The sequence below is a fragment of the Brevibacterium sp. ZH18 genome (assembly GCF_022748595.1).
Taxonomy (GTDB): domain Bacteria; phylum Actinomycetota; class Actinomycetes; order Actinomycetales; family Brevibacteriaceae; genus Brevibacterium.
Window position 1 is genome coordinate 12,588 of the sequence record NZ_JALDSX010000039.1, and the last position, 20,729, is coordinate 33,316.

Annotated in this window: 16 protein-coding genes and 1 pseudogene; 10 read left to right on the top strand and 7 right to left on the bottom strand. The window is 61.0% G+C overall.

The features are described 5' to 3' along the window. The first annotated feature begins 22 nt into the window (after positions 1-22). Genes secD through MPN20_RS13085 form a run of 3 tightly spaced genes read left to right on the top strand, consistent with a single transcriptional unit; the run spans position 23 to position 5,878 of the window. On the top strand, positions 23-2,551 hold the full coding sequence (secD, locus tag MPN20_RS13075) for a protein translocase subunit SecD (RefSeq protein ID WP_242782832.1): 2,529 nt from the start codon (positions 23-25) through the stop codon (positions 2,549-2,551). Beyond that, the gene (secF, locus tag MPN20_RS13080) at positions 2,548-3,564 is read left to right on the top strand and encodes a protein translocase subunit SecF (protein WP_242782833.1); all 1,017 of its coding nucleotides are present in this window, start codon (positions 2,548-2,550) and stop codon (positions 3,562-3,564) included. The genes secD and secF overlap by 4 nt, the downstream gene beginning before the upstream one ends. A 16-nt stretch (positions 3,565-3,580) precedes the next feature. Further along, a complete protein-coding gene (locus MPN20_RS13085) occupies positions 3,581-5,878 on the top strand; it encodes a bifunctional (p)ppGpp synthetase/guanosine-3',5'-bis(diphosphate) 3'-pyrophosphohydrolase (RefSeq protein ID WP_242782835.1) in 2,298 nt (765 codons plus the stop codon). 178 nt (positions 5,879-6,056) lie between these two features. On the opposite strand, the gene MPN20_RS13090 is transcribed toward MPN20_RS13085, so the two are convergent. After that, the gene (locus MPN20_RS13090) at positions 6,057-6,629 is read right to left on the bottom strand and encodes a hypothetical protein (protein WP_242782837.1); all 573 of its coding nucleotides are present in this window, start codon (positions 6,627-6,629) and stop codon (positions 6,057-6,059) included. Between the two features lie 327 nt (positions 6,630-6,956). Next, on the bottom strand, positions 6,957-8,309 hold the full coding sequence (locus MPN20_RS13095; protein ID WP_242782839.1) for a DUF349 domain-containing protein: 1,353 nt from the start codon (positions 8,307-8,309) through the stop codon (positions 6,957-6,959). 118 nt (positions 8,310-8,427) lie between these two features. On the opposite strand from MPN20_RS13095, the gene MPN20_RS13100 reads away from it, so the two are divergent. Continuing rightward, on the top strand, positions 8,428-9,072 hold the full coding sequence (locus MPN20_RS13100) for an MBL fold metallo-hydrolase (RefSeq protein WP_242782841.1): 645 nt from the start codon (positions 8,428-8,430) through the stop codon (positions 9,070-9,072). A gap of 157 nt (positions 9,073-9,229) precedes the next feature. After that, complete coding sequence (gene hisS / locus MPN20_RS13105; protein ID WP_242782843.1) at positions 9,230-10,597, top strand: histidine--tRNA ligase; 1,368 nt, start codon at positions 9,230-9,232, stop codon at positions 10,595-10,597. 98 nt (positions 10,598-10,695) lie between these two features. Here hisS and MPN20_RS13110 read toward each other — a convergent pair whose 3' ends face one another. Further along, the gene (locus MPN20_RS13110; protein ID WP_242782845.1) at positions 10,696-11,127 is read right to left on the bottom strand and encodes a metalloregulator ArsR/SmtB family transcription factor; all 432 of its coding nucleotides are present in this window, start codon (positions 11,125-11,127) and stop codon (positions 10,696-10,698) included. A 116-nt stretch (positions 11,128-11,243) separates the two neighbouring features. Here MPN20_RS13110 and aspS point away from each other — a divergent pair, with 116 nt between their 5' ends. The 3 genes from aspS to MPN20_RS13125 all read left to right on the top strand — a co-directional run bounded on the left by aspS (position 11,244) and on the right by MPN20_RS13125 (position 15,071). Next, entirely contained in the window at positions 11,244-13,028 is a 1,785-nt protein-coding gene (gene aspS, locus MPN20_RS13115) for an aspartate--tRNA ligase (RefSeq protein ID WP_242782847.1), read from the top strand. Continuing rightward, the gene (locus tag MPN20_RS13120) at positions 13,028-14,602 is read left to right on the top strand and encodes a replication-associated recombination protein A (RefSeq protein WP_242782849.1); all 1,575 of its coding nucleotides are present in this window, start codon (positions 13,028-13,030) and stop codon (positions 14,600-14,602) included. Before aspS ends, MPN20_RS13120 begins: the two co-directional genes overlap by 1 nt. 106 nt (positions 14,603-14,708) lie before the next feature. Further along, complete coding sequence (locus tag MPN20_RS13125; protein ID WP_242782851.1) at positions 14,709-15,071, top strand: cation:proton antiporter; 363 nt, start codon at positions 14,709-14,711, stop codon at positions 15,069-15,071. A 176-nt stretch (positions 15,072-15,247) separates the two neighbouring features. Here MPN20_RS13125 and MPN20_RS13130 read toward each other — a convergent pair whose 3' ends face one another. The 4 genes from MPN20_RS13130 to MPN20_RS13145 all read right to left on the bottom strand — a co-directional run bounded on the left by MPN20_RS13130 (position 15,248) and on the right by MPN20_RS13145 (position 19,326). Further along, complete coding sequence (locus MPN20_RS13130) at positions 15,248-16,306, bottom strand: DUF3644 domain-containing protein (protein ID WP_242782852.1); 1,059 nt, start codon at positions 16,304-16,306, stop codon at positions 15,248-15,250. A 5-nt stretch (positions 16,307-16,311) separates the two neighbouring features. Beyond that, positions 16,312-17,703, bottom strand: a complete 1,392-nt coding sequence (locus MPN20_RS13135) for a Shedu immune nuclease family protein (protein ID WP_242782853.1) — start codon at positions 17,701-17,703, stop codon at positions 16,312-16,314. Positions 17,704-18,252: 549 nt separating this feature from the next. Beyond that, the gene (locus MPN20_RS13140; protein WP_009885521.1) at positions 18,253-18,597 is read right to left on the bottom strand and encodes a hypothetical protein; all 345 of its coding nucleotides are present in this window, start codon (positions 18,595-18,597) and stop codon (positions 18,253-18,255) included. Between the two features lie 150 nt (positions 18,598-18,747). Beyond that, positions 18,748-19,326 (bottom strand): hypothetical protein, encoded by a 579-nt coding sequence (locus tag MPN20_RS13145; RefSeq protein ID WP_242782854.1) that lies wholly within the window; start codon positions 19,324-19,326, stop codon positions 18,748-18,750. 324 nt (positions 19,327-19,650) lie between these two features. Between MPN20_RS13145 and MPN20_RS13150 the strand changes: the two genes are divergently transcribed. Together MPN20_RS13150 and MPN20_RS13155 are read left to right on the top strand one after the other, a co-directional pair. Beyond that, entirely contained in the window at positions 19,651-19,812 is a 162-nt protein-coding gene (locus MPN20_RS13150; protein ID WP_242782855.1) for a hypothetical protein, read from the top strand. Between the two features lie 124 nt (positions 19,813-19,936). Further along, a pseudogene (locus tag MPN20_RS13155) lies at positions 19,937-20,729 on the top strand (ISL3 family transposase); the annotation flags it as partial.

The following is a 20,729-nucleotide window of genomic DNA, read 5'->3' on the forward strand; positions in this document are numbered from 1 at the left end:
GCACTCAATCGAAAGCTGAAACGTGTCCGATATTGAAGAAAAGCCACGTCCTGGTTTGCGCTTCCTGTGGCTGACGATCGTGACTGCGCTTCTCGTCGGCATCATTGCCAGCGGGATCGTGTGGTCCAAAGCCACGCCCACTCCAAAGCTCGCTCTCGACCTGGAGGGCGGAACTTCGATCATTCTTGAACCTCAAGTATCGAAGGGCACGGACATCAGCAAGGAACAGCTCGACCAAGCTGTTTCGATCATTCGACAGCGAGTCGACTCCACCGGTGTATCCGAGGCTGAGATCTCGACACAGGGTGACCGCAATATCGTGGTCAACCTTCCGGGAAACCCGGATGAGGAGACTCGCAACCTGGTTCGCTCCTCGGCGCAGCTAGTCTTCCGACGGGTCGCCCTTGTGGGTGACCCTCGGTCGCAGGAGCAGATCCAGAAAGAGCAGGAGAAGAGCGGCGGCTCCGATCAGAAGGAAGACCCATCGAAGGGTCTGACCGACGAAGAGAAGAAGCGGCTGAAGGACCTCACCGGTGGCGGCGAGGCCGGCAGCCAGTCGGACGCTGGGGCGCAGTCATCAGCTGGTGGCCAGTCGGACGCAAGTGCCGACGGTCAGGACAACGGCAGTGCGCCCGCCGGCGGCGGAGAAGTCTCCCAAGCTGGTGGAGAAGTCTCCCAGGCCGGTGGAAAGGTTCCCGGGCCTGCAGGCAAGGACGCTGCGGGAAGCGGAGACGAAGCGACGAAGAAGGCAAGCTCGGACAAGAGCAAGGACCAAAAGGTCACTGACTCGACCCCGCGCCCGCTCTTCGACCCTGAGCAGGATGCCGCCGAGTGGCAGACGGACGAAGTCATCAAGAAGTACACGGAACTCGACTGCACCAATCCGAAGAACCGTACAGGTGGCAATCAGCAGCCCTCCGACAAGCCTGTCGTCGCCTGTGCCGAGGACGGGAAGTCGAAGTACATCCTCGGCCCAGTCGAACTCTCGGGCGACCACCTTGCCGATGCGAGCTTCGGCTATGCCGCAGGCGCGAACGGCGTGCAGACCAACCAGCCGGCAGTCAACCTCAAGTTTGACGCGACCGGTCGTGAGATCTTCAAGCAGATCACCTCAAAGATCACCGGAGCCCAGCAGCCCTACAACCAGTTCGCAATCGAACTGGACGGCCTGGTGCTCTCCGCACCGACCTCGAACGCAGTCATCACCGACGGCAATGCTGAGATCTCGGGCAACTTCACGCTCGACGAGGCGCAGACTCTGGCCAACCAGCTCAAGAACGGCTCACTGCCGCTGAGCTTCCAGGTCCAGAGCGAAGACCAGATCTCGCCGACCCTGGGTTCGAACTACCTCAACATCGGTATCCTGACCGGCCTGCTCGGACTCATCCTCGTCGTCGTCTACTCGTTGCTGCAGTACCGAGTCCTCGGCCTCGTAACCGTATCGAGCCTCGTCGTCGTCGGCATCATCACCTATCTCCTCCTGCTTCTAGCCTCATGGCGCTACGGCTATCGGCTGTCATTGGCTGGTCTCGCCGGTATCATCATCGGCATCGGCATGGCAGCAGACTCGTTCATCGTCTACTTCGAACGTGTGAGAGACGAATTGCGCAGCGGGAGAACTCTGCTGTCGGCTGTCGAGGTCGGCTGGGATCGTGCCAAGCGAACGATCTATGCCTCGAAGGCAGTCAACATGCTGGCCGCTGTCATCCTCTACATCCTGGCTGTCGGCTCGGTTCGCGGATTCGCCTTCACATTCGGCATGGCAGTGATCGTCGACGTGCTTGTCGTCTTCCTGTTCACTCACCCGATGCTCCAGATATTGTCGCGAACCAAGTTCTTCGGCGAGGGACACCCGATGTCAGGCATGGATCCACGTCTGCTCGGTGTTTCGCCCGCTGCCTACCGAGGTGCGTTCAACATGGGCGACGGCAACGGAATGTCGTCTGAGGCTCGGCGTCGGGCGAATGCTCGGGCACGCAAGGCTGGAATTTCCTCCACTGCCGAGGCGGATGCCGCCGATTCCTCGTCCGCTGAGACTTCGTCGTCTGCTACGAGCACGACCGCGGCGTCTGATACGACATCCAAATCGGGTACGAAGTCCGAGTCGGGTGCGAAGCCCGAGGCGGGTGCGAAATCTGCACGAGGTGCGAAGTCCGAGGCGGGTGCGCTCAAGACGGCCTCCCGATCTCAGAAGAAGCGCTCTGCTTCCTCATCTGATGACACTGATTCCGCTGCTTCGAAGTCCGCTGAGGAAACGGTCTCGTCGAAGTCTGCTGAGGAAACGGTCTCGTCGAAGTCCGCTGAGGTGGCAGACACCGAGGAAATCGACGACACCGCTGGATCCACGGATGCTGGTCAATCCGACGCTGTGGAAACAGAAACTGACAAGTCGGCCAAATCCGAGAAGTCCGCCAAGAAGGAGGGGCCGAAGCGCAAGCCCTCGGCCAGCGCGAGCTCGGGAACTACCGGCGGCACGATCGCTGAGCGAAAGGCGGCGGCCAAGAGGGCTGCCGAAGAATCTGCCGAAGAGGGCAAGGAGGCAGACAAGTGAAACGGTTCTTTGCCTGGGGCAACCGCCTCCACAACGGTGAAACGTCGATTCCCTTCGTGGGAAAGGCCAAACTGTGGCTGACGATCGCCGGTGTCCTCGTCCTTCTGTCTCTGCTGGTCCCGCTGATTGCGGGATTCAACTTCGGCATCGCCTTCAAAGGCGGGTCACAGTTCCAAGTCGATCACGTCTCTGACACGTCGGCGACCAAGGGTGAGGCGCTCGTGACCGACGTCGTCGCCGGTTCGGAGCCGCGATTGACTCCAACCAGTGACACGGCGGTCGAAATCGAGACGAATCAGCTGACCGACCCGCAGATGCAGAAGGTTCGCGACGCGCTCGTCGGCGGCTACGAGGTCAAGGCTGAAGACGTCACCTCGACATTCGTCGGTCCTGAGTGGGGTCAGGATGTGACATCGAAGATGATCCGCGCCCTGGTGATCTTCGTGGCCATCGCGATGATCGTCATGGCACTGTACTTCCGAACCTGGAAGATGTCCCTGGCTGCGATCGTCGGCTTGATCGTGGTCATGATCGTGACGATGGGCATCTACTCGGCCACCGGCATCGAGGTTACCCCTGAGGCGGTCATCGGCTTCCTCACGGTCCTGAGCTTCTCGCTCTACGACACTGTGGTGGTCTTCGACAAGATCAGGGAGAACACTGCGCGGTTCAAGGATAAGCGGAACCTGAAGTTCTCCGAGCTGGTCAACCTCGGCGTCAACCAGACGACGGTTCGTTCGATCAACACCACTGTGGTCTCGGTGCTGCCGGTCGCATCCATCCTGTTCATCGGCGTTATTGCGCTGAAGGCCGGGACCCTGGTCGACATCTCACTGTCGCTGTTCATCGGAATGATTGTGGCTGCAACGTCGACGCTGTTCGTCGCCAGCCCTCTCTACGCCCTCCTGCGGGCGAACGAACCCGCGGTCAAAGAACAGGAAGAGGCCGTACGTGAATTACGCTTGAAGAATGGAGCAGATGATGTTCCACCGGTGATTCACTCCGAAGTCTGATCAGAGAGGAGATGTCATGGCTTCTTCCGCCGATTCGCGTCGTCCGCGAGGCATCTCTCGTTTAGCATGGTGGGCGGCCAGGGCTCAGAGCAACCCTGGCTACCCCCGTGTGCTCGGCCCGATGATCAGGGCCTTGCAGTCCAACCATCCGAAGTCAGATATCGACCTCGTGGTGCGGGCATACAAAACCGCTGAAGAAGCACATCGCGGTCAGACTCGGAAGTCCGGTGATGACTACATCACCCACCCGGTCGCCGTTGCCACGATCCTCGCTGAGATCGGCATGCTGCCGGTGACGCTCGCCGCAGCTCTACTCCACGACACAGTCGAGGACACTGCCTACTCCCTCAAGCAGCTGACTGAAGAATTCGGTCCCGAAGTCGCCGCAATGGTCGACGGTGTCACGAAGCTCGACAAACTCACCTACGGCCAGGCCGCACAGTCGGAGACCGTCCGGAAGATGATCGTGGCGATGGCCAAGGACATCCGCGTCCTCGTCATCAAACTCGCTGACAGGCTCCACAACGCTCGCACCTGGCGGTTCGTTCCTGCCTCCTCGAGCACGAAGAAGGCTCGAGAGACCCTCGAGATCTATGCGCCACTGGCACACCGCCTGGGCATGAACACGATCAAATGGGAGCTTGAGGACCTGTCGTTCCAAGTGCTCCATCCCAAGGTCTATGACGAAGTCGTGCGTCTCGTCGCTGATCGGGCACCCGAACGTGAGAACTATCTGGCCACGGTGTCGAACGAACTCCAGTCGGAGCTCGTCGAGTCCAATATCGAGGCCGCGATCACTGGCCGCCCGAAGCACTACTACTCGATCTATCAGAAGATGGTCGTGCGCGGACACGAGTTCGCCGACATCTACGATCTTGTGGGCGTCCGTGTCCTGGTCGAGACCGTGCGCGAATGCTATGCCACGCTCGGCATCGTCCATGCCCGGTGGAACCCGGTGCCCGGGCGTTTCAAGGATTACATCGCGATGCCGAAGTACAACATGTACCAGAGTCTGCACACGACTGTGATCGGCCCGAACGGCAAGCCTGTCGAAATCCAGATCCGAACGCACGAGATGGATCGTCGGGCGGAGTTCGGCGTGGCCGCTCACTGGAAGTACAAAGATCACGGCAATCCTTCGAAGTCGGTCACTTCGAACAATGCGCGTTCGGTGAAGGTCTCCGACGACGGTGAGGTCGACGACGCGGCCTGGCTGCGGCAACTCCTTGACTGGCAGCGCGAAGTCAGCGACCCCGACGAGTTCCTCGACAATCTGCGTTACGAGGTGAATTCGAAGGAGGTCTACGTCTTCACGCCCAAGGGTGATGTGATGAGTCTGCCTGCCGGTGCAACTCCTGTTGACTTCTCCTATGCAGTCCACACCGAGGTTGGACACAAGACCATGGGGGCCCGTGTGAACGGTCGTCTGGTCGCCCTGGACACGGAGTTGAAGAACGGCGACTCCGTCGAGGTATTCACCTCCAAGGATGAAAACGCCGGTCCGAGTCGCGACTGGCTGGGTTTCGTCAAGAGTCCGCGTGCGCGTAGCAAGATCCGCCAGTGGTTCTCAAAGGAACGACGGGAAGAGGCGATCGAGAACGGTCGCGAGCAGCTGGCTCGTGCGATGCGCCGCCACTCACTCTCGGCTTCGGCGCTGATGAGCCAGGAGGCACTTCACGTCGTCGCCACCGAACTGCGACTGCCCGACGTCTCCGCGCTCTATGCGGCGATCGGCAACGGGGTGAGCTCAGCGGCACACGTCGTCGATCTGCTGGCCAAAGAGGTCGATGACGATGACGAAGAGACAGTGCTGCCTCCGTCACCGCGCAACCGCACAGGTCAGTCCTCAGGTCATCATTCGTCGGCCGGGGGAGTGACCGTCAAAGGTGTCGACGACGTCCTCGTCAAGCTCGCGCGGTGCTGCACGCCCGTACCGGGCGACGAAATACTGGGATTCGTCACAAGAGGATCTGGGGTTTCGGTGCACCGGGTGGACTGCCCCAATGTGGGATCACTCGAGCGTGAGCCCGAACGAATGGTTGAAGTCTCCTGGGGTGAGAAGACCAGTGGCATATACCTCGTGCAGATCCAGGTCGAAGCACTCGATCGTTCCGGTCTGCTCTCGGACATCACTAAAGTCCTCACCGAGACCCACGTCAACATTCTGTCTGCCTCAGTCGCGACCTCGAAGGCTCGCGTTGCGCAGTCGAAGTTCGTATTCGAGATGAGCGATGCGAGCCATCTGGACACCGTCCTCTCCGCTGTGCGGAAAGTCGAAGGCGTCTTCGACGTCTACCGCATCGCTGGCGGCTGACTTTGGGCATCGCTGGCGGCTGACTTCACGCACAGACGGTGGCCGAGCACAGTGCAACCTGAGGCTGAGTTCGTGCAAAGACACTGGCTTTTCGGCGAACGCAGCTGTGGGTCTCCTCCCACCGGTGAGGCCCCGACATCTGGTGGGTGGATTTCGACAGGTGCCGCTCTCGCCGGATTCAGCGACGACGCGCTCTGTTGCTCGTGTCGGAGGTTGCACAGACCTGGGCGAAGACCTCACGTATATGTGCGACATACGGTCTGCGGGAGATCTCCTCGAGGTAGGCGCGGAAACTCAGTCTGGCGCTGGTCGACAGCTCCTCGACGAGCCCCCTGATGATCTGTGGTGAGCCTTCCTCGGGCATGCGGATGTGTGGCAGCAGCAGGTCGTAGAGAGTGCGATCCTCTGTCGTGATCGGCTGATCGTTGATGAGCTGCCATTCGTTCCGTGCGATCGTCAGCTCGTGGACGATGTGGTCACCGCCGTCGACGAATCGTCGCCGGGGATACGTGATGAATGTCAGCGTCGACGGTGCACGCCCCAACCCGCTGTGCACCCACCACGCGATGTCATGGGAGAGCACGAGACGAGGAGGAATCTGCGCACTCAACGCTGCCATTCGGTCCTCGGCACTGAGCACCGCACCCTTGCGGACCCACGTGGATTCGGTCAGTCGGGTCAGCATCCCATCGAGTGTGAGCTCGGTCAGATGCTCGTATCCGTAGTCCCGCAGATGAAACAGCGCCTCCATACAGTCACTATCGCGCTGTATGGAGGCATGATCAAGGGTGAGAACTCAACCTGTGGACAAGTTCGGACTCATGTGCGCCGCCTTGTGGACAGGCCCGGATGCATGCTTGTCAGCCTGTGGGCGTCGCCGTCCGGCAGAAGCGTCCCAGCTGAGGCAGTTGGCGAGGGTGGCACAACGAACTGGGTGAGGCGGTTGGCCACGGTGGCACAACGAACCGGGTGAAGGTGCGGCTGCCACGGCAGACGGCACCGCGGACGAAACCGGTAAGACCAACGGGTACCCAAAAGCTCAACTGGGTACCCGCAAGCTCAGCCGTGAAGTGAGTCGTCAGTCCAATTCGGCAGCGGTCTGGGCCAGCTGGTCGCGCCACGCACGGCGCGCATCGAGAGCAGCCTGCGCCTCGGACACGGCCTTCTCATTGCCGCCTGCCTTGGCCTTTTCAAGTTTCGCCTCGAGTTCAGCGATCGAATCGTCGAGCTGGCTGAGCGCGCCCGAGGTTCGTGCCTTGGTCTCCGGGTTGCTGCGCTTCCAGGCAGCGTCCTCAGCCTCGGACAGGGCGCGCTCGACGTCGCGGAGCCCGCCTTCCATCCGGGACACATCAGCACGGGGGACCTTCCCTGCGTCCTCCCATTCCTCCTGAATGATGCGCAGCTCTTTCTTGACAGCTACCGGATCAGTGATCGGGAGCAGTGCCTGTGCCTTGGTCAGCAGAGCTTCCTTGGCCTCGAGATTGCCTTTGTACTCCTCGTCGATCGCGGCGTTCTCAGCATCGCGCGCGGAGAAGAACACATCCTGAGCGGCACGGAATCGAGCCCACAGCGCATCGTCGTCCTTACGCGAAGCCCTCGGCGCACGCTTCCACTGGGTCATCAGGTCTTTGTACTTCTGGGATACTGTGCGGAAATCAGTCGAGGCGGACAGCGACTCCGCCTCTGCGACGATCTTCTCTTTGATCCGTTTACCTTCGGAGTTGACCTTGTCGAGTTCGGCGAAGTACTCCTTGCGCTTGTGCTCGAACGTGTTCCGCGCCTCGGCGAACCTCGACCACAGCTCCTGATCGACCGAACGTGGAAGACGAGGACCGCTGCGCTGCTGGTCCTTCCACTGTCCGAAGAGTTCCCGCAGACGGGCACCCGACTGTTTCCACTGGATCTTCGAGGGATCACGCTTGGCCAACGTTTCGGCCTCGGCTACGATCTCCTCCCGAGCCTGCGCAGCTTCGAGCTTCGCAGCTTCTGCCCGCGCGGCCTGCTTCGACTCCGTGGCTTCAGCATCCGAGATGAGTGTGTCGAGTGTCGCGGACAGTCCCTTGAGATCACCGACGACATTGGCCTCGGGCACAGACTCCTGCAGTGTCTTCGCTGCGGATGCGACTTCACGACCCGGGGCCCCGGCGGACAGGCGATTGCGGAGGTGAGCAGCATTCTCGACGAGCTCGACGTACTTCTTCGCGAAGTACTCCAATGCCTCCTGGGCACCTGCATCAGGATACTGACCGACTGACCGTTCACCATCGGCAGTGATGACGAACACATTGCCCTCATCGTCGGCGCGTCCGTGAGTCACTGCCCGCGCGACTTCCGCGTCATGATCCACACTCGTTCCGGCCACGACCTGAGGTGCCTGTGGGCGCGGGAGGGAGGAGGGACGGGGGACCGGCTTCGGCGTCGGGGTCGACATGATTCTCACCTTGTTTCCATCGGTCGAACCGGCAGGGAATTGACCTGCCGATCACTCGATTTCTTGATAGACGTTATCCCAGCATAACGAAGGCTGAGGCTCTGGATAGACTTTACCTATGGATGTATTTGCGACCCGTGCCGAATTCCTTGATGTCAACTGCTACGCCGTTCGCGCTGAAGGGGAAGATGGCTGCATCTTCATCGACTCCGGATTCGACTGCGCACCCGGCCTTGCCGAAATCGTCGCGGAGGAAGAACTCGAACCCAGAGCGGTCTTCCTCACTCACGGACACCCCGATCACATCCTCGGTCTGACCAACGTCCTCGCGCGCTGGAACATCCCCGTCCACCTCGGCGGTCCCGATCATTACCGGCTGGCGAAGCCGGCCGAAACCTTGAGCCCGCAGTTCGCTCAGATGCTCGCCCCGCTGGTCCAGGACTGGACGGCGCCCGAGGTCAACCACCTCGGCGACGGTCAGACCATTGAGGTCGCAGGACTGACGATCACCGCCGTGGCCGCCCCCGGCCATACCGAAGGATCGACGCTGCTGCGCGTTCGCGCCGACGGGGAGGAGATCATCTTCACCGGCGACGTCGTCTTCGCAGGTGCCATTGGCCGAGTCGATCTGCCCGGCGGTGATGCCTCCGCGATGGCCGAATCACTGCGCGAATTCCGGACCCTGCCCGACGTTCCCATCTATCCTGGACACGGCCCCGGATCGCGGGTCGGCCACGAACTCGCCACGAACCCGTTCTTCTAGAGTTCGGACGGGCCCGACCATGCGCGCGTGACGTTGGCTTTGCGCTGGGTCGGGTAAGCACCGCACGCACACGCAGAACCGCACACGCACCACCCGCGCACGCACCACAAGTACTTACAACCTGCACCACCAGATACGACCAACACCAAGGAGAACAATGGCGAAGTCAGCCCGTCTGTCCGGATTCCCCGAACGGCTTCCGGCCGAACGCGTGATCGAGAAGAAGGTCATCGAGATCCTCGAGCACACCTTCGCCCTGCACGGTTTCTCCGCTCTCAGCCACCGCGCTGTCGAACCGATCAGCCAGTTGGCCAAGGACGGTGAGATCGACAAAGAGATCTTCGCCGTGAGCCGTCTCCACTCAGAGGGCACCGAACGCAATCCGCTCGGACTCCACTTCGACCTGACCGTGCCGCTGTCCCGCTTCATCGCCGACAACGCGAACGAGCTGAGCTTCCCGTTCAAGGCCGCCCGCGTCCAACCCGTTTGGCGCGGCGAACGCCCACAGCAGGGCCGCTACCGCGAATTCATCCAGGCCGACATCGACGTCATCGCCGACACCGAGCTGCCGGGACACTTCGAAGTCGAGATCCCTCTCGCCGTCGCTGACGCCTTCAGCCGTCTGGCCCCACTGGGCGTCCCCGGCATCAGGATCGTGGTCAACGACCGTCGCCTGCTCGAAGGATTCGCTCGGGGCATCGGCCTCGAGAACATCCAGGCCGTCCTGCGCTGCCTCGACAAATACGACAAGATCGGCCCCGACGAGGTCGCCAAGCTGCTGGCCTCCGAAGCCGGCGCGGATGACGAGCAACAGCGTCTGTGCCTGGCCCTGGCCGCGATCGAATCGGACTCCCCGAACTTTGCCGACGAGGTGCGTGCCCTCGGCGTCGAGCACCCTCTGCTCGACGAGGGTCTCGAATCGCTGACAACCCTGCTCCGCGCGGCCCACGACCGTGCCCCTGGAGTCGTGGTCGCCCAGCTCAAGATTGCGCGCGGACTCGACTACTACACGGGAGCCGTCTACGAGACCCAGCTGCTCGGACACGAGGAATTGGGCTCCGTGGCCTCGGGCGGGCGCTACGACTCGCTCGTGCGAGTGGGCAAGAAGAACTACCCGGGCGTGGGAATGTCCATCGGCGTCTCACGCCTGATGGCCTTCATCCTCGACCCTGCCAGCGGCATCCGTGCGACGCGGGGGACACCCTCGGCCGTCGTCGTGGCCGTGACCGATGAGGCCAAGCGCGCCGAGGCGGACTCTGTGGCCGCCGCCCTACGTGTCCGTGACATCGCCTGCGAGGTCTCACCCAGTGCTGCGAAGTTCGGGAAGCAGATCCGCTACGCCGAGCGCCGGGAGATCCCATTCGTCTGGTTCACCGATGGTGAGAGTGGTCACGAAGTCAAGGACATCCGCTCCGGTGAGCAGACCTCGGCCGACCCCCAGACCTGGGAGCCCGCCGAGGCGGATCGGTCGCCGAGGGTGTTCCGTGACGTGACCACGACCGACGTCACAGAACCCACAGACTGAGCGTCACGGAACCCACAGACTGACAGGCGCTGACAGCCTCTGACGGTCGCTGACGGTTACTGACAGTCGTACAGACAGCCTCTGACTGTCACCGACGGTCAGGGGCGGTCGATCGGGGGATCTGGCGCCAGAGATCCGTCGGGGGCGATGTGGTCGAAGATCTCACGCACCATCGACACCACGTGCGGGTCGTCGACGGTGTAGAAGATCCGGCGCCCGTCCCGACGGGACGAGATCAGCCCGGCCAAGCGCATCTTAGCCAGATGCTGACTGACGGTGGGTACGGCGGCCCCGATCGCCTCGGCGAGTGATGAGACATCGAGCTCCTGATTGACCAGCGTCCAGACCAGACGGAGACGGGTGCTCGAGGCGAGCATGCGAAACGTCTCGGCCGCGACCTCGACCTGAGCCGAGGTGGGATCGGACGCAGAGTCAGCAGCCAGATCCGTCCCTGAGTCGACAGCCGGATCCGAGGTCGAACCCGCAATCGGGTTCGACATGGATTCCACGGTGTGGTCGTCAGCGCTCATACCATCCTCTTCCTCTGGCCGATCATCTGGCGGCCCGGAGGCCGTGCCAGCAAACACGCAGCGAGCGACTATCATTGTTCACGCGCTGCCACATAAACATCGTAAAGGAGCCCTAGGTGCTGCGAAGCCACGAAACCGGAAGCCTGCGAGCCTCACATGCAGGACAAACCGTCACCCTCACCGGGTGGGTCGACCGTCGTCGCGATCACGGAGGTGTCGCCTTCATCGATCTGCGTGATGCTTCGGGAATCGTCCAGGTCGTGGTCCGGGAGGACGACGCGCATTCGCTGCGCAATGAAACTGTGGTCAAGGTCACCGGTACCGTCTCCCCACGTCCCGAGGGCAACACGAACCCCAACCTGCCCACCGGCGACATCGAAATCGTCGATACCGCCGTCGAGATCCTCAGCCCTGCCGAGGCGCTGCCGTTCCAGGTCTCCGACCACGCTGAGGACGCCGGCACTGTGGGCGAGGAGACCCGCCTGCGCTACCGCTACCTCGACCTGCGTCGCTCCGGACCGGCCAAGATCATGCGTCTGCGCTCGGCCGCGAACAAGGCTGCCCGCACGGTTCTCGACGAGCAGGAGTTCCTCGAGATTGAGACCCCGACCCTGACCCGGTCCACCCCTGAAGGTGCCCGCGACTTCCTCGTCCCGGCACGCCTGCAGCCGGGTTCCTGGTACGCCCTGCCGCAGTCACCGCAGCTGTTCAAGCAGCTTCTGCAGGTAGCCGGCATGGAACGCTACTACCAGCTGGCACGCTGCTACCGTGACGAGGACTTCCGCGCGGACCGTCAGCCCGAGTTCACCCAGCTCGACATCGAAGCCTCCTTCGTTGAGCAGGAAGACATCATCGAGCTTGCCGAGAAGATCCTCGTGGCTCTGTGGAAGCTCATCGGACACGAGATCACCACACCAATCCCGCACATCACCTACGCCGAGGCGATGGAGCGCTACGGCAGCGACAAGCCCGACCTTCGCTTCGAGCTCGAACTGCACAACCTCACCGAATTCTTCCAGGACACCCCGTTCCGGGTCTTCCAGTCCGACTATGTCGGCTCGGTCGTCTACCCCGGTGGCGGTTCTCTGCCCCGTCGTCAGCTCGACGCCTGGCAGGACTGGGCCAAGCAGCGCGGCGCCAAAGGCCTGGCCTATGTGCTCGTGGCCGAAGACGGCACCCTGACCGGACCCGTGGCCAAGAACATCTCCGATGAGGAGAAGGCCGGACTCGTCGAAGCCGCAGGAGCCAACCCCGGCGACGCGATCTTCTTCGCCGCCGGTGATCCTTCGAGTTCGCGTGCCCTCCTCGGTGCCGCCCGCAACGAGATCGCTGAGCGCACCGGTCTGATCAAGGATGGCGACTGGGCCTTCGTGTGGGTTGTCGACGCACCGCTCTTCGAATCGGCTGCAGCCGCTCAGGCAGCAGGCGACGTCGCCGTCGGCGAGGGCAAGTGGACAGCCGTCCACCACGCCTTCACCGCTCCGAAGCCCGAGTTCCTCGACACCCTGGAATCCGATCCCGGCGCTGCCCTGGCCTACGCCTACGACATCGTCTGCAACGGCAATGAGATCGGCGGCGGCTCGATCCGCATCCACCGCAAGGACGTCCAGGAACGCGTATTCCGCATCATGGGCATCTCCGAGGAAGACGCACAGGAGAAGTTCGGCTTCCTCCTCGAAGCGTTCAAGTTCGGCGCACCCCCGCACGGAGGCATCGCCTTCGGCTGGGACCGCATCGTGTCCCTGCTCGCCGGTGTCGATTCGATCCGCGAAGTCATCGCGTTCCCGAAGACGGGTGCCGGATACGATCCGCTGACCCAGGCTCCCGCACCGATCACCGATGCACAGCGTGCCGAGGCCGGCGTGGACTTCGAACCGGAAGACGACGACGCTGAGGCCTGATGACCGACGGTCCTGACCTCTTCTCCTCCGACAGCCCGGACCAGGGTTCTCCTGGTCCGGGCGTCGGCGGTTCTTCACCCGAGCGGGCACTCGATCCGCTCGCTGTGCGGATGCGTCCGCGCACCATCACCGAGGTGGTCGGTCAAGAACATCTGACGTTCCCCGGTTCTCCCCTCGTCCAACTCGTCGAAGCCAGCGGGGGAGACCGGGCTGGAGCCTCCTCGGTGATCCTGTGGGGTCCTCCCGGAGTCGGCAAGACGACTCTGGCCCATGTCATCTCCCACGCACCGGGCCGCACCTTCGTCGAGATGTCCGCGATCACAGCCGGCGTCAAAGACGTGCGACAGGTGATCGAGAACGCCAGGCGCGAGCGCGACATGTATCAGCGCACGACTGTGCTGTTCCTCGACGAGATCCACCGGTTCTCGAAAGCGCAGCAGGACGCTCTGCTGCCGGCTGTGGAGAACCGGCTCGTCGTGCTCGTGGCCGCGACGACCGAGAACCCGTCGTTCTCCGTGATCTCCCCGCTGCTGTCGCGGTCACTGCTGCTGACGCTGCGCCCCCTCGACGACGCAGCAGTCGCGAAGCTGCTTGATCGTGCTGTCACCAGTGAACGCGGCCTGGCCGGTCAGTTCGAACTGGCGCCCGATGCTAAGGACTTCATCGTCCGCATCGCCGGGGCCGATGCTCGCCGCTCGCTGACCATTCTCGAAGCAGCTGCGGGAATCGCCGCCGCCCAAGCCGAATTCGCTGAGTCGGCTGGGACTGACGGGGCAGACGGGACTGACAGGACAGCCGCGGCTGCGGAGGAGTCCGATGAGGAGTCGGCTGACAGTGCTTCTGCAGCAACCTTGGAGCCCGAGGCGGAGGAGTCCGATGAGGCCGCGGGTGATTCGAACGACGGTGGAGAGTCGGCGGCTGACGATTCAGACAGTCGCCCGATCCTCATCACCGAGGCTGCCTGCGCGGAGGCGAGCTCCGAGACCGTTCTGCGCTACGACAAGAACGGCGACCAGCACTACGACGTGGTCTCCGCATTCATCAAGTCCATCCGCGGCTCTGACGTCGACGCCGCACTCCACTACCTGGCCCGGATGATCGTTGCAGGGGAGGACCCGCGATTCATCGCCCGGCGCGTCGTCATCTCAGCGGCCGAGGACATCGGCATGGCCGATCCCCAAGCCCTGCCGATCGCCGTCGCCGCATCTACGGCGGTCCAGAACATCGGCATGCCCGAAGGCCGGATACCCCTCGCCGAGGCGGTCACCTACCTGGCACTGGCACCGAAGTCCAACCGGTCCTACCTCGCCTTGGACGCCGCGATCGCCGATGTCAAGAACGGCCTGGCCGGTCATGTGCCGATGCATCTTCGCGATGCCCACTACCCTGGTGCCAAAGAGCTCGGACACGGCCAGGGGTATAAGTATTCCCACGACCATCCGCACGGTGTCGCAGCACAGGACTACCTGCCCGAGACCTTGTCCGGCAAACGTTACTACGAGCCGACCGCCAACGGGCTCGAACGCACATTGGGTGAGCGTCTCGAGAGTCTGCGCCGACTTCTGCGCCCCTGACCGGTCACTACTCCGATGCCGACTGACACTGTAGTTTGGTATCAGGACGAACGAGTGAGGCAGCCGCTGTCGGCTGTGCGCACCGCGAGTGCGAAGGAGGACCGCCGTGCAGGAGATCATCGTCACCATCGCGGTTGCCCTTGCGCTCGGACTGGTCGCTCATGAGCTTCGGATTCCAGCCCTGGTGGGCTTCCTCGGTGCCGGCTTCCTCCTCCACCTCCTCGGCTTCTCAGCCTTCGACGGCCTCGAACAGGTCTCCGACATCGGTGTGGTCCTTCTCCTCTTCACCATCGGGCTGAAGTTCGACCTGCGCTCCCTGCTCCAACCCGAGGCCTACGGCACCGCTGCGCTCCACATGCTCACCAGTGTCCTCGTGGGAGCTGGCACGATCGGCTGCGCCGCAGTCATCGGGGTCGTGTCCCTCGACGGCGGTCTGGGGACCGTGGGGCTGCTCGGGTTCGCGCTGTGAGCTTCAACGATAAGTGGCGGTCTTATGACAACACTCAGTGGCGGGGCGAATCTCATTGACTACGTGTTTGAGCTCCAGCCACAGGCCGTCTCATATGAGATGGGTTTTGAGACGGTCAAGTTTCGAGACACTGCTCCCTGGCCTCCGTCCGTGGAGTTAACTTCCATTCTTTGCACCTACATCGGCTTTTTCCCTATAGGTGGATGGTGCAACAACGCCTGGTACTTCTCGGGGGTATCTAAGGCTTCGGCCATCCGCTCCACGAGTTTCGGCCGGTAGACAAACTGCTTGAAGGCAGGCGAGTAGAGGCAGAAGCTATCCGACTTCGGCAACTGTTCTTTGTCTCCGCTCTTCGCTGGGCCAATCTGCCAGGATTTTCGAACAACCGTGAAGTCATGGACACTAAACTTGAATGCGATACGCCTCTCCACGGCCGCCGCAGCCGCTTTGGGGAGCATTTCGTTACCGTGGATCGCTTCGCGGTACTTCTCCGCTACAATCACACTTCCATCTTTCCCGAGCAGTGCCCGAAGCTCTTCCTCGCTCAGCTCGTCCTGGCGAACGAAGTTGAGCGCAAGGTCCGCCTCCGTCTTCGGCCCCTTCATTGGAAGTAACAGGAGTCGGTAAGCAAATCGCTCATCGCGTCGGACATCCTCTGGCAAACCTACTTGGAACTCAGCAATGAAATTCGAAACAGTATTGGGCAGCCCACGCCGGAGATTGCGCTGCTCCTCATATCTCGATGGACTGAGAGACTGTACGAATACGGGAAACTTCAGTTCTGAGCCCAACGTTTCGCCGGCACCGAACCTCCGCACTAGCTCAGCCTCAAAATTGATGATGCATGCGTGCGCTTCGGCCGCAGTCGCCACCAATACAGCATCTTGGAAGCGGTGCTCGACGTGGTTCCGCAGTCCGACGAAGAACTCAACGTTCACTTTGATCGGGTCGCTGTCCTTAAACTCGTGCTTCAGGCACTGGCTTAAATCCCATGTCTTCTTCGAGCCATCTGGGTTACGTTTGAAGAGGCGTCGACCACCCGACTCGCGATAGAAAATCTCGACTTTGCGGCGCATGCGGTCGGCGTGAAGTAGATTCTGCCAGGCGAGGTGGATGTGGACGATGAAGTCGCTGAAACTTCGCCGATCACCGGGTCGGTTGTAGAAGTCGATCGCAACGAGAGCCTGTCGCCGGGCCTCATCCAGAGTGTGTCTCCATGCGGGCGGCCGTGGCATCTCGGTCAGATCTCCTTGGTCGACGGCGTTGTCGGTGCGAAGAAGTTGCGCAAGAGTTGGAGGTGTTCGAGGATCTCGTCGTAGGTCACGATCGTTACGTTGCGGGAGTTAGCGCGGTATAGTTCGAATGATTTCTGTCGTTGGGGCTCACTTGACGAGGGGGTGCGTCCAGCAACGACGAAGCAAGAGATCGCATAGGATTCTAGATCCCATTGACGCGAACTTTCTTTCAGGCCCGTGAGGTTCTTCGTCAAGCTGTAGGCCTGGTCGAGCACTTGTGTAACCGCACGGTTGAGTTCTGTCGATGGGCCAAACACACCTCCCCGGAACTCACGGTTGTCGATTATTTGTGTCGTTGGCCGCTTAATCTCGACAAGAGCGACGTTGTTCGTGAGCGAGTTCTTGAACAAGTAGTCAGCAATTTTGTCGCCATTCCCTGCTAGGCCGCGGCCGCCTACCCTTGCTTCGGACTGAACACTGACCATCGGGGCGCCGAAGACTTGCTGTAATGCGAATGCGTTATCGTCGAAGAATCTCTGCCAATAGGGTTCCGTCTCGTCACGATTCAAGGAATCCGAGTACACGTCGATAAGACGGTCAAGGTTGACAAGCTCAATATCACGCTTGAGCTGCTGGAACTTCTGGGGCGTGCTTTCTGCGATCACTGCCGACTCAGATGCAATCACCTTGACCAGAGCGTCGCGTTCAATATTGCTCAGTTTGTCGACACCATCAGCTGCCATTGCGATTACACGAGAGTCAGGGTGTCTTCCGAGTGAGTATTCTGTGGCGGGGAGACCTAACGTACTGGCGAGGTTGTTGTTGACGAAAACGTCTTTTACCCGACTAGAGGCTCGGTTGCCTCGGCTGTTGATTCTCGTGATCTCTGTCCAGATTGCTGAGAATCTCTCAACGCCAAGCCTGAATGTTGTGCCATCGACAGTGGAGCTATTTCCGTCGGTGAAGATTATCTCATCGCAGGCAGTGTTTTCCTCGATCAGCCTGATGAGTCGGTTGCAGTCTTTAAGTAGCCCCAGGCCGTAGGCGAAATCCTTCACGAATCCGGGTGATAGCGTCTCAAGGATTGCCTCAACGTCAGGTGCCCCGAGGTATTGTCGCAACGAGGAAGTTTCAACGGTGATTGTATGCACTTGCTCGTACTTTGGCCTGAGATAGCGGATGTGAGTCGGGATGGTGTAGATGGGGTGTATCTTCAGGACGCCGGCCTCGGTGTCGAGCTCGATGAGCTTCACACCGCCGGCTAAACGTTGTTGCGCAGTCGATTTTTCGGGTGGTGGTTCGGTCGGGACGAAGAAGGCTTCGACTCGACTGCTTGTACCGACCTTGCGGACGTCAAGACTACCAATGTTCGTTTGATCGTTTCCGAATCGAGCCATCGTAGGAATCATTCCTTCTCGGAGCGGGTGCTGGGGTCGAACTGAGCCCACAGTTCCCGAGACGGGAGCGGTAGCTCGTCCAGGTCTGCGTCGTAGTAGGGCGCGGGTTTTGAGCCGACAGCGATCGTGAAGCGTGCCACTTTCGAGCCAGGGATAGCCTGGGTAAGGCCATGGTTGGAATCGTCACGTTGGAGAACCCCGACCGTGCTGGTGCCGACGGGATCGGTGGCGGTCAGCGTGACGTTCCGATCTGGCAAGAGGCCACGAGAGCGCCGACCCGTACGCTGCGTCGCCTGCCGCACGGTTATATGTGGCTCTTCGTAAACGAGAGTGTAGGTCGGTGATTCCAGATCACGGCGCACCCGAGCGCCTCGGGTTCGATGGGGATGTTCGTGCGTTTGCATGACCGGCGGTGCTCTACGCTGGGAGCGTGGTTGCAGTCGGATGATGTGTGGTGGGAGCGACGAGCGGAATAGTCGGCGGTCCCGTCCGCAAAAGACGGAACCGCCGAGAGCAATTGACTCATGCATCCTGTTCGCTGTCGAGCAGTTAACCGTGTAGGAAGATCGACGCTTCAGAGTAGCCGGTGTCACGAACTTCGCCCGGCTTCAGATCTGGGCGGTGGTCATAACTCGCAATCTGTATGCTGTCTTTCTGTTCTGCAGAAGCGACTACTGCGAATATTTCGACTAGCCGAGGCTCAGGAATTTGCCCGCGCTTCGCCCACGCGATGACCTCGTCGAGAGTTGCAACTGAAGTTTCGTATACGGCGACCGAAGTGAGATCCTGTGGATCGTTTTCGTCGCCATGCCAGAACGAAACGCGAAATGTGTCAGCAGTGGCTTCACGATCGATATCTCGCTCGTCAATCAGGTGAAAGACTTCGTCGTCCATGGGGACCTCGCAGTTCGTTTAGCCTGTCGATCTTTGATTTGCTTGGTAGATTGCAGTCTAAATCTTCTTCCAGACGGTCTTTGAGTTTGATCCTGTTCGCTTTCCCGAGAGTGAAGGATGACTGTTGATGATCAGTGTGCTGGTGGCGTTTCAGTATCCGGTGCCGCGTCCACCGTTGTAACCAGTCTTGGGCGTGTAGTAAGGGTTGGAGAACCCGATGTTTGCCTTGACCGTAATGTTTGCGTCGCTCTTTGCCCGGCTCTGTGCTTTGCCGGCTTTCCCGCCGTTCTTCGAAGCTGGGTACAGGCTAAGAAGACCGCGGACTCGTAGCTTCACGGTCGTGCTGACTCCTTTCGATTCGCACTTATACCGGGACTTGTATATCGCGCCACCTGCCCCTTTGGAATAGTGAGGGTTGTCCACACGTGCAGTGCACTTGACGTACCGCGAGTTCGCCTCTTCTGCGGCTTCGGCGGACCTCGAGGCGACTGGATCGCCAATCGTAACAGTTGTGTCCACGTACTCGGCGGTACTCGCTGCCTGTGTTTGTAGGAAGTCGTCCGAAAGTGTCAACGCGTTCGTCTCGACCGTCTGTGCCCAAGCCTCGTACTGCGCCATGACAACACTGTCGACCTCCGACTCTTCCTCCTCGGCAGCTACAGGCGATGCCGCGCCGGCAGCTAGGACTAGTGAGAGGCAAATCGCCAGGATCTTGGAAGTATGCTTCATTGCATTTCCCGTTCTGTTAGCTCCGCGTGGCATGCGCTAGTGCAGCCGGTCGTCGGAGTGGGTAACGTGATATTAACCGCAGAACGAAAACTTTCGATGAAGTATCGAGTAAGGCTTGATCTTGGTGTCCAAATTGTAACCTGCGACGCACTGCCCGGTACTGAAGTTTGATAGTCACTTGTTGATTCCGGCTGTGGTTGAGGCCTTGCTCCGCGAACTTCCTTAATTCGGTTGGCTCTGAGGGGAGGGGAAGGTGTGCGCGCGGAAACTAACGAGCGTGATGAGCACCCAACCGGGAACGTCCCTGCGGTCAGGCACCTCCTTGTGAACGGGGCCGTCGCCTCGGCGCTTCGGGTCGGCAGTGCCGACACCGGCGACGAACGCTACGAGGCGGACATAAAGATGGGTCAACATGGTGTCTTCTTCTGGGATGCGGCGATCACCGCATCCGGTGGTTGGATTTCCGTGGCTTTCCGGGCAGGTTAGGTGGCTCTTCCGTAAAAGAAAGTGCAGGCCGGTGATGCCCGGACACGGCGAGTCGCTGCCCGGATAGACGTCGAGGTCTTCCGATGATGGAAGTTCCTACACGGTCCATCCGAAAGACCTCGACGTGGCCAAGCCTACTTTCTCGACCCCTGACCTCACGACATTCTGCCGACTCAACACCCTCGACCTGACCTGTATCGGCCAGCACATCACCGGAGGCAAAGCCATCCTGGAATGCCGGCCCAACACTGCCGATGACTGGTGCCGACGGTGCGGTGGCCACGGGATCTTTCGCGATACCGTCGTCCGGCGTCTGGCCCACGAACCCTTCGGTCACCGACCGACCACGCTTCATCTTCGCCTCCGCCGTTACAAATGCGTCGAGTGCGGCCGCGTCTGGCGCCAAGACACCACTGCTGCGGCACCACCACGAGCGAAGATCTCTCGAACCGGCCTCGACTGGGCGCTGCGTGCTCTCGTCATCGACCACGACACCGTGTCCGTGATCGCAAGCAAACTCGCCGTGTCCTGGCACACCGCGAACTCCGCAATCCTCGCTGAAGGCCACAGGTTGTTGATCAACGACCCGACCCGTTTCGACGGGGTCAGCGTCATAGGTGTCGACGAGCACGTATGGCGGCACACCCGACGTGGCGACAAGTACGTCACCGTCATCATCGACCTCACCCCGATCAGCCAGGCCACAGGCCCGGCACGGTTGCTCGACATGGTGCCCGGCACGGTTGCTCGACATGGTGCCCGGACGGTCGAAACAAGTCTTCAAACAATGGCTGAAAGCCCGACCGAAAGACTGGCGTGATGGCATCGACGTCGTCGCGATGGACGGATTCTCCGGCTTCAAAACAGCCTCAGTTGAGGAACTGCCCGACGCTGTCGAAGTCATGGACCCCTTCCAC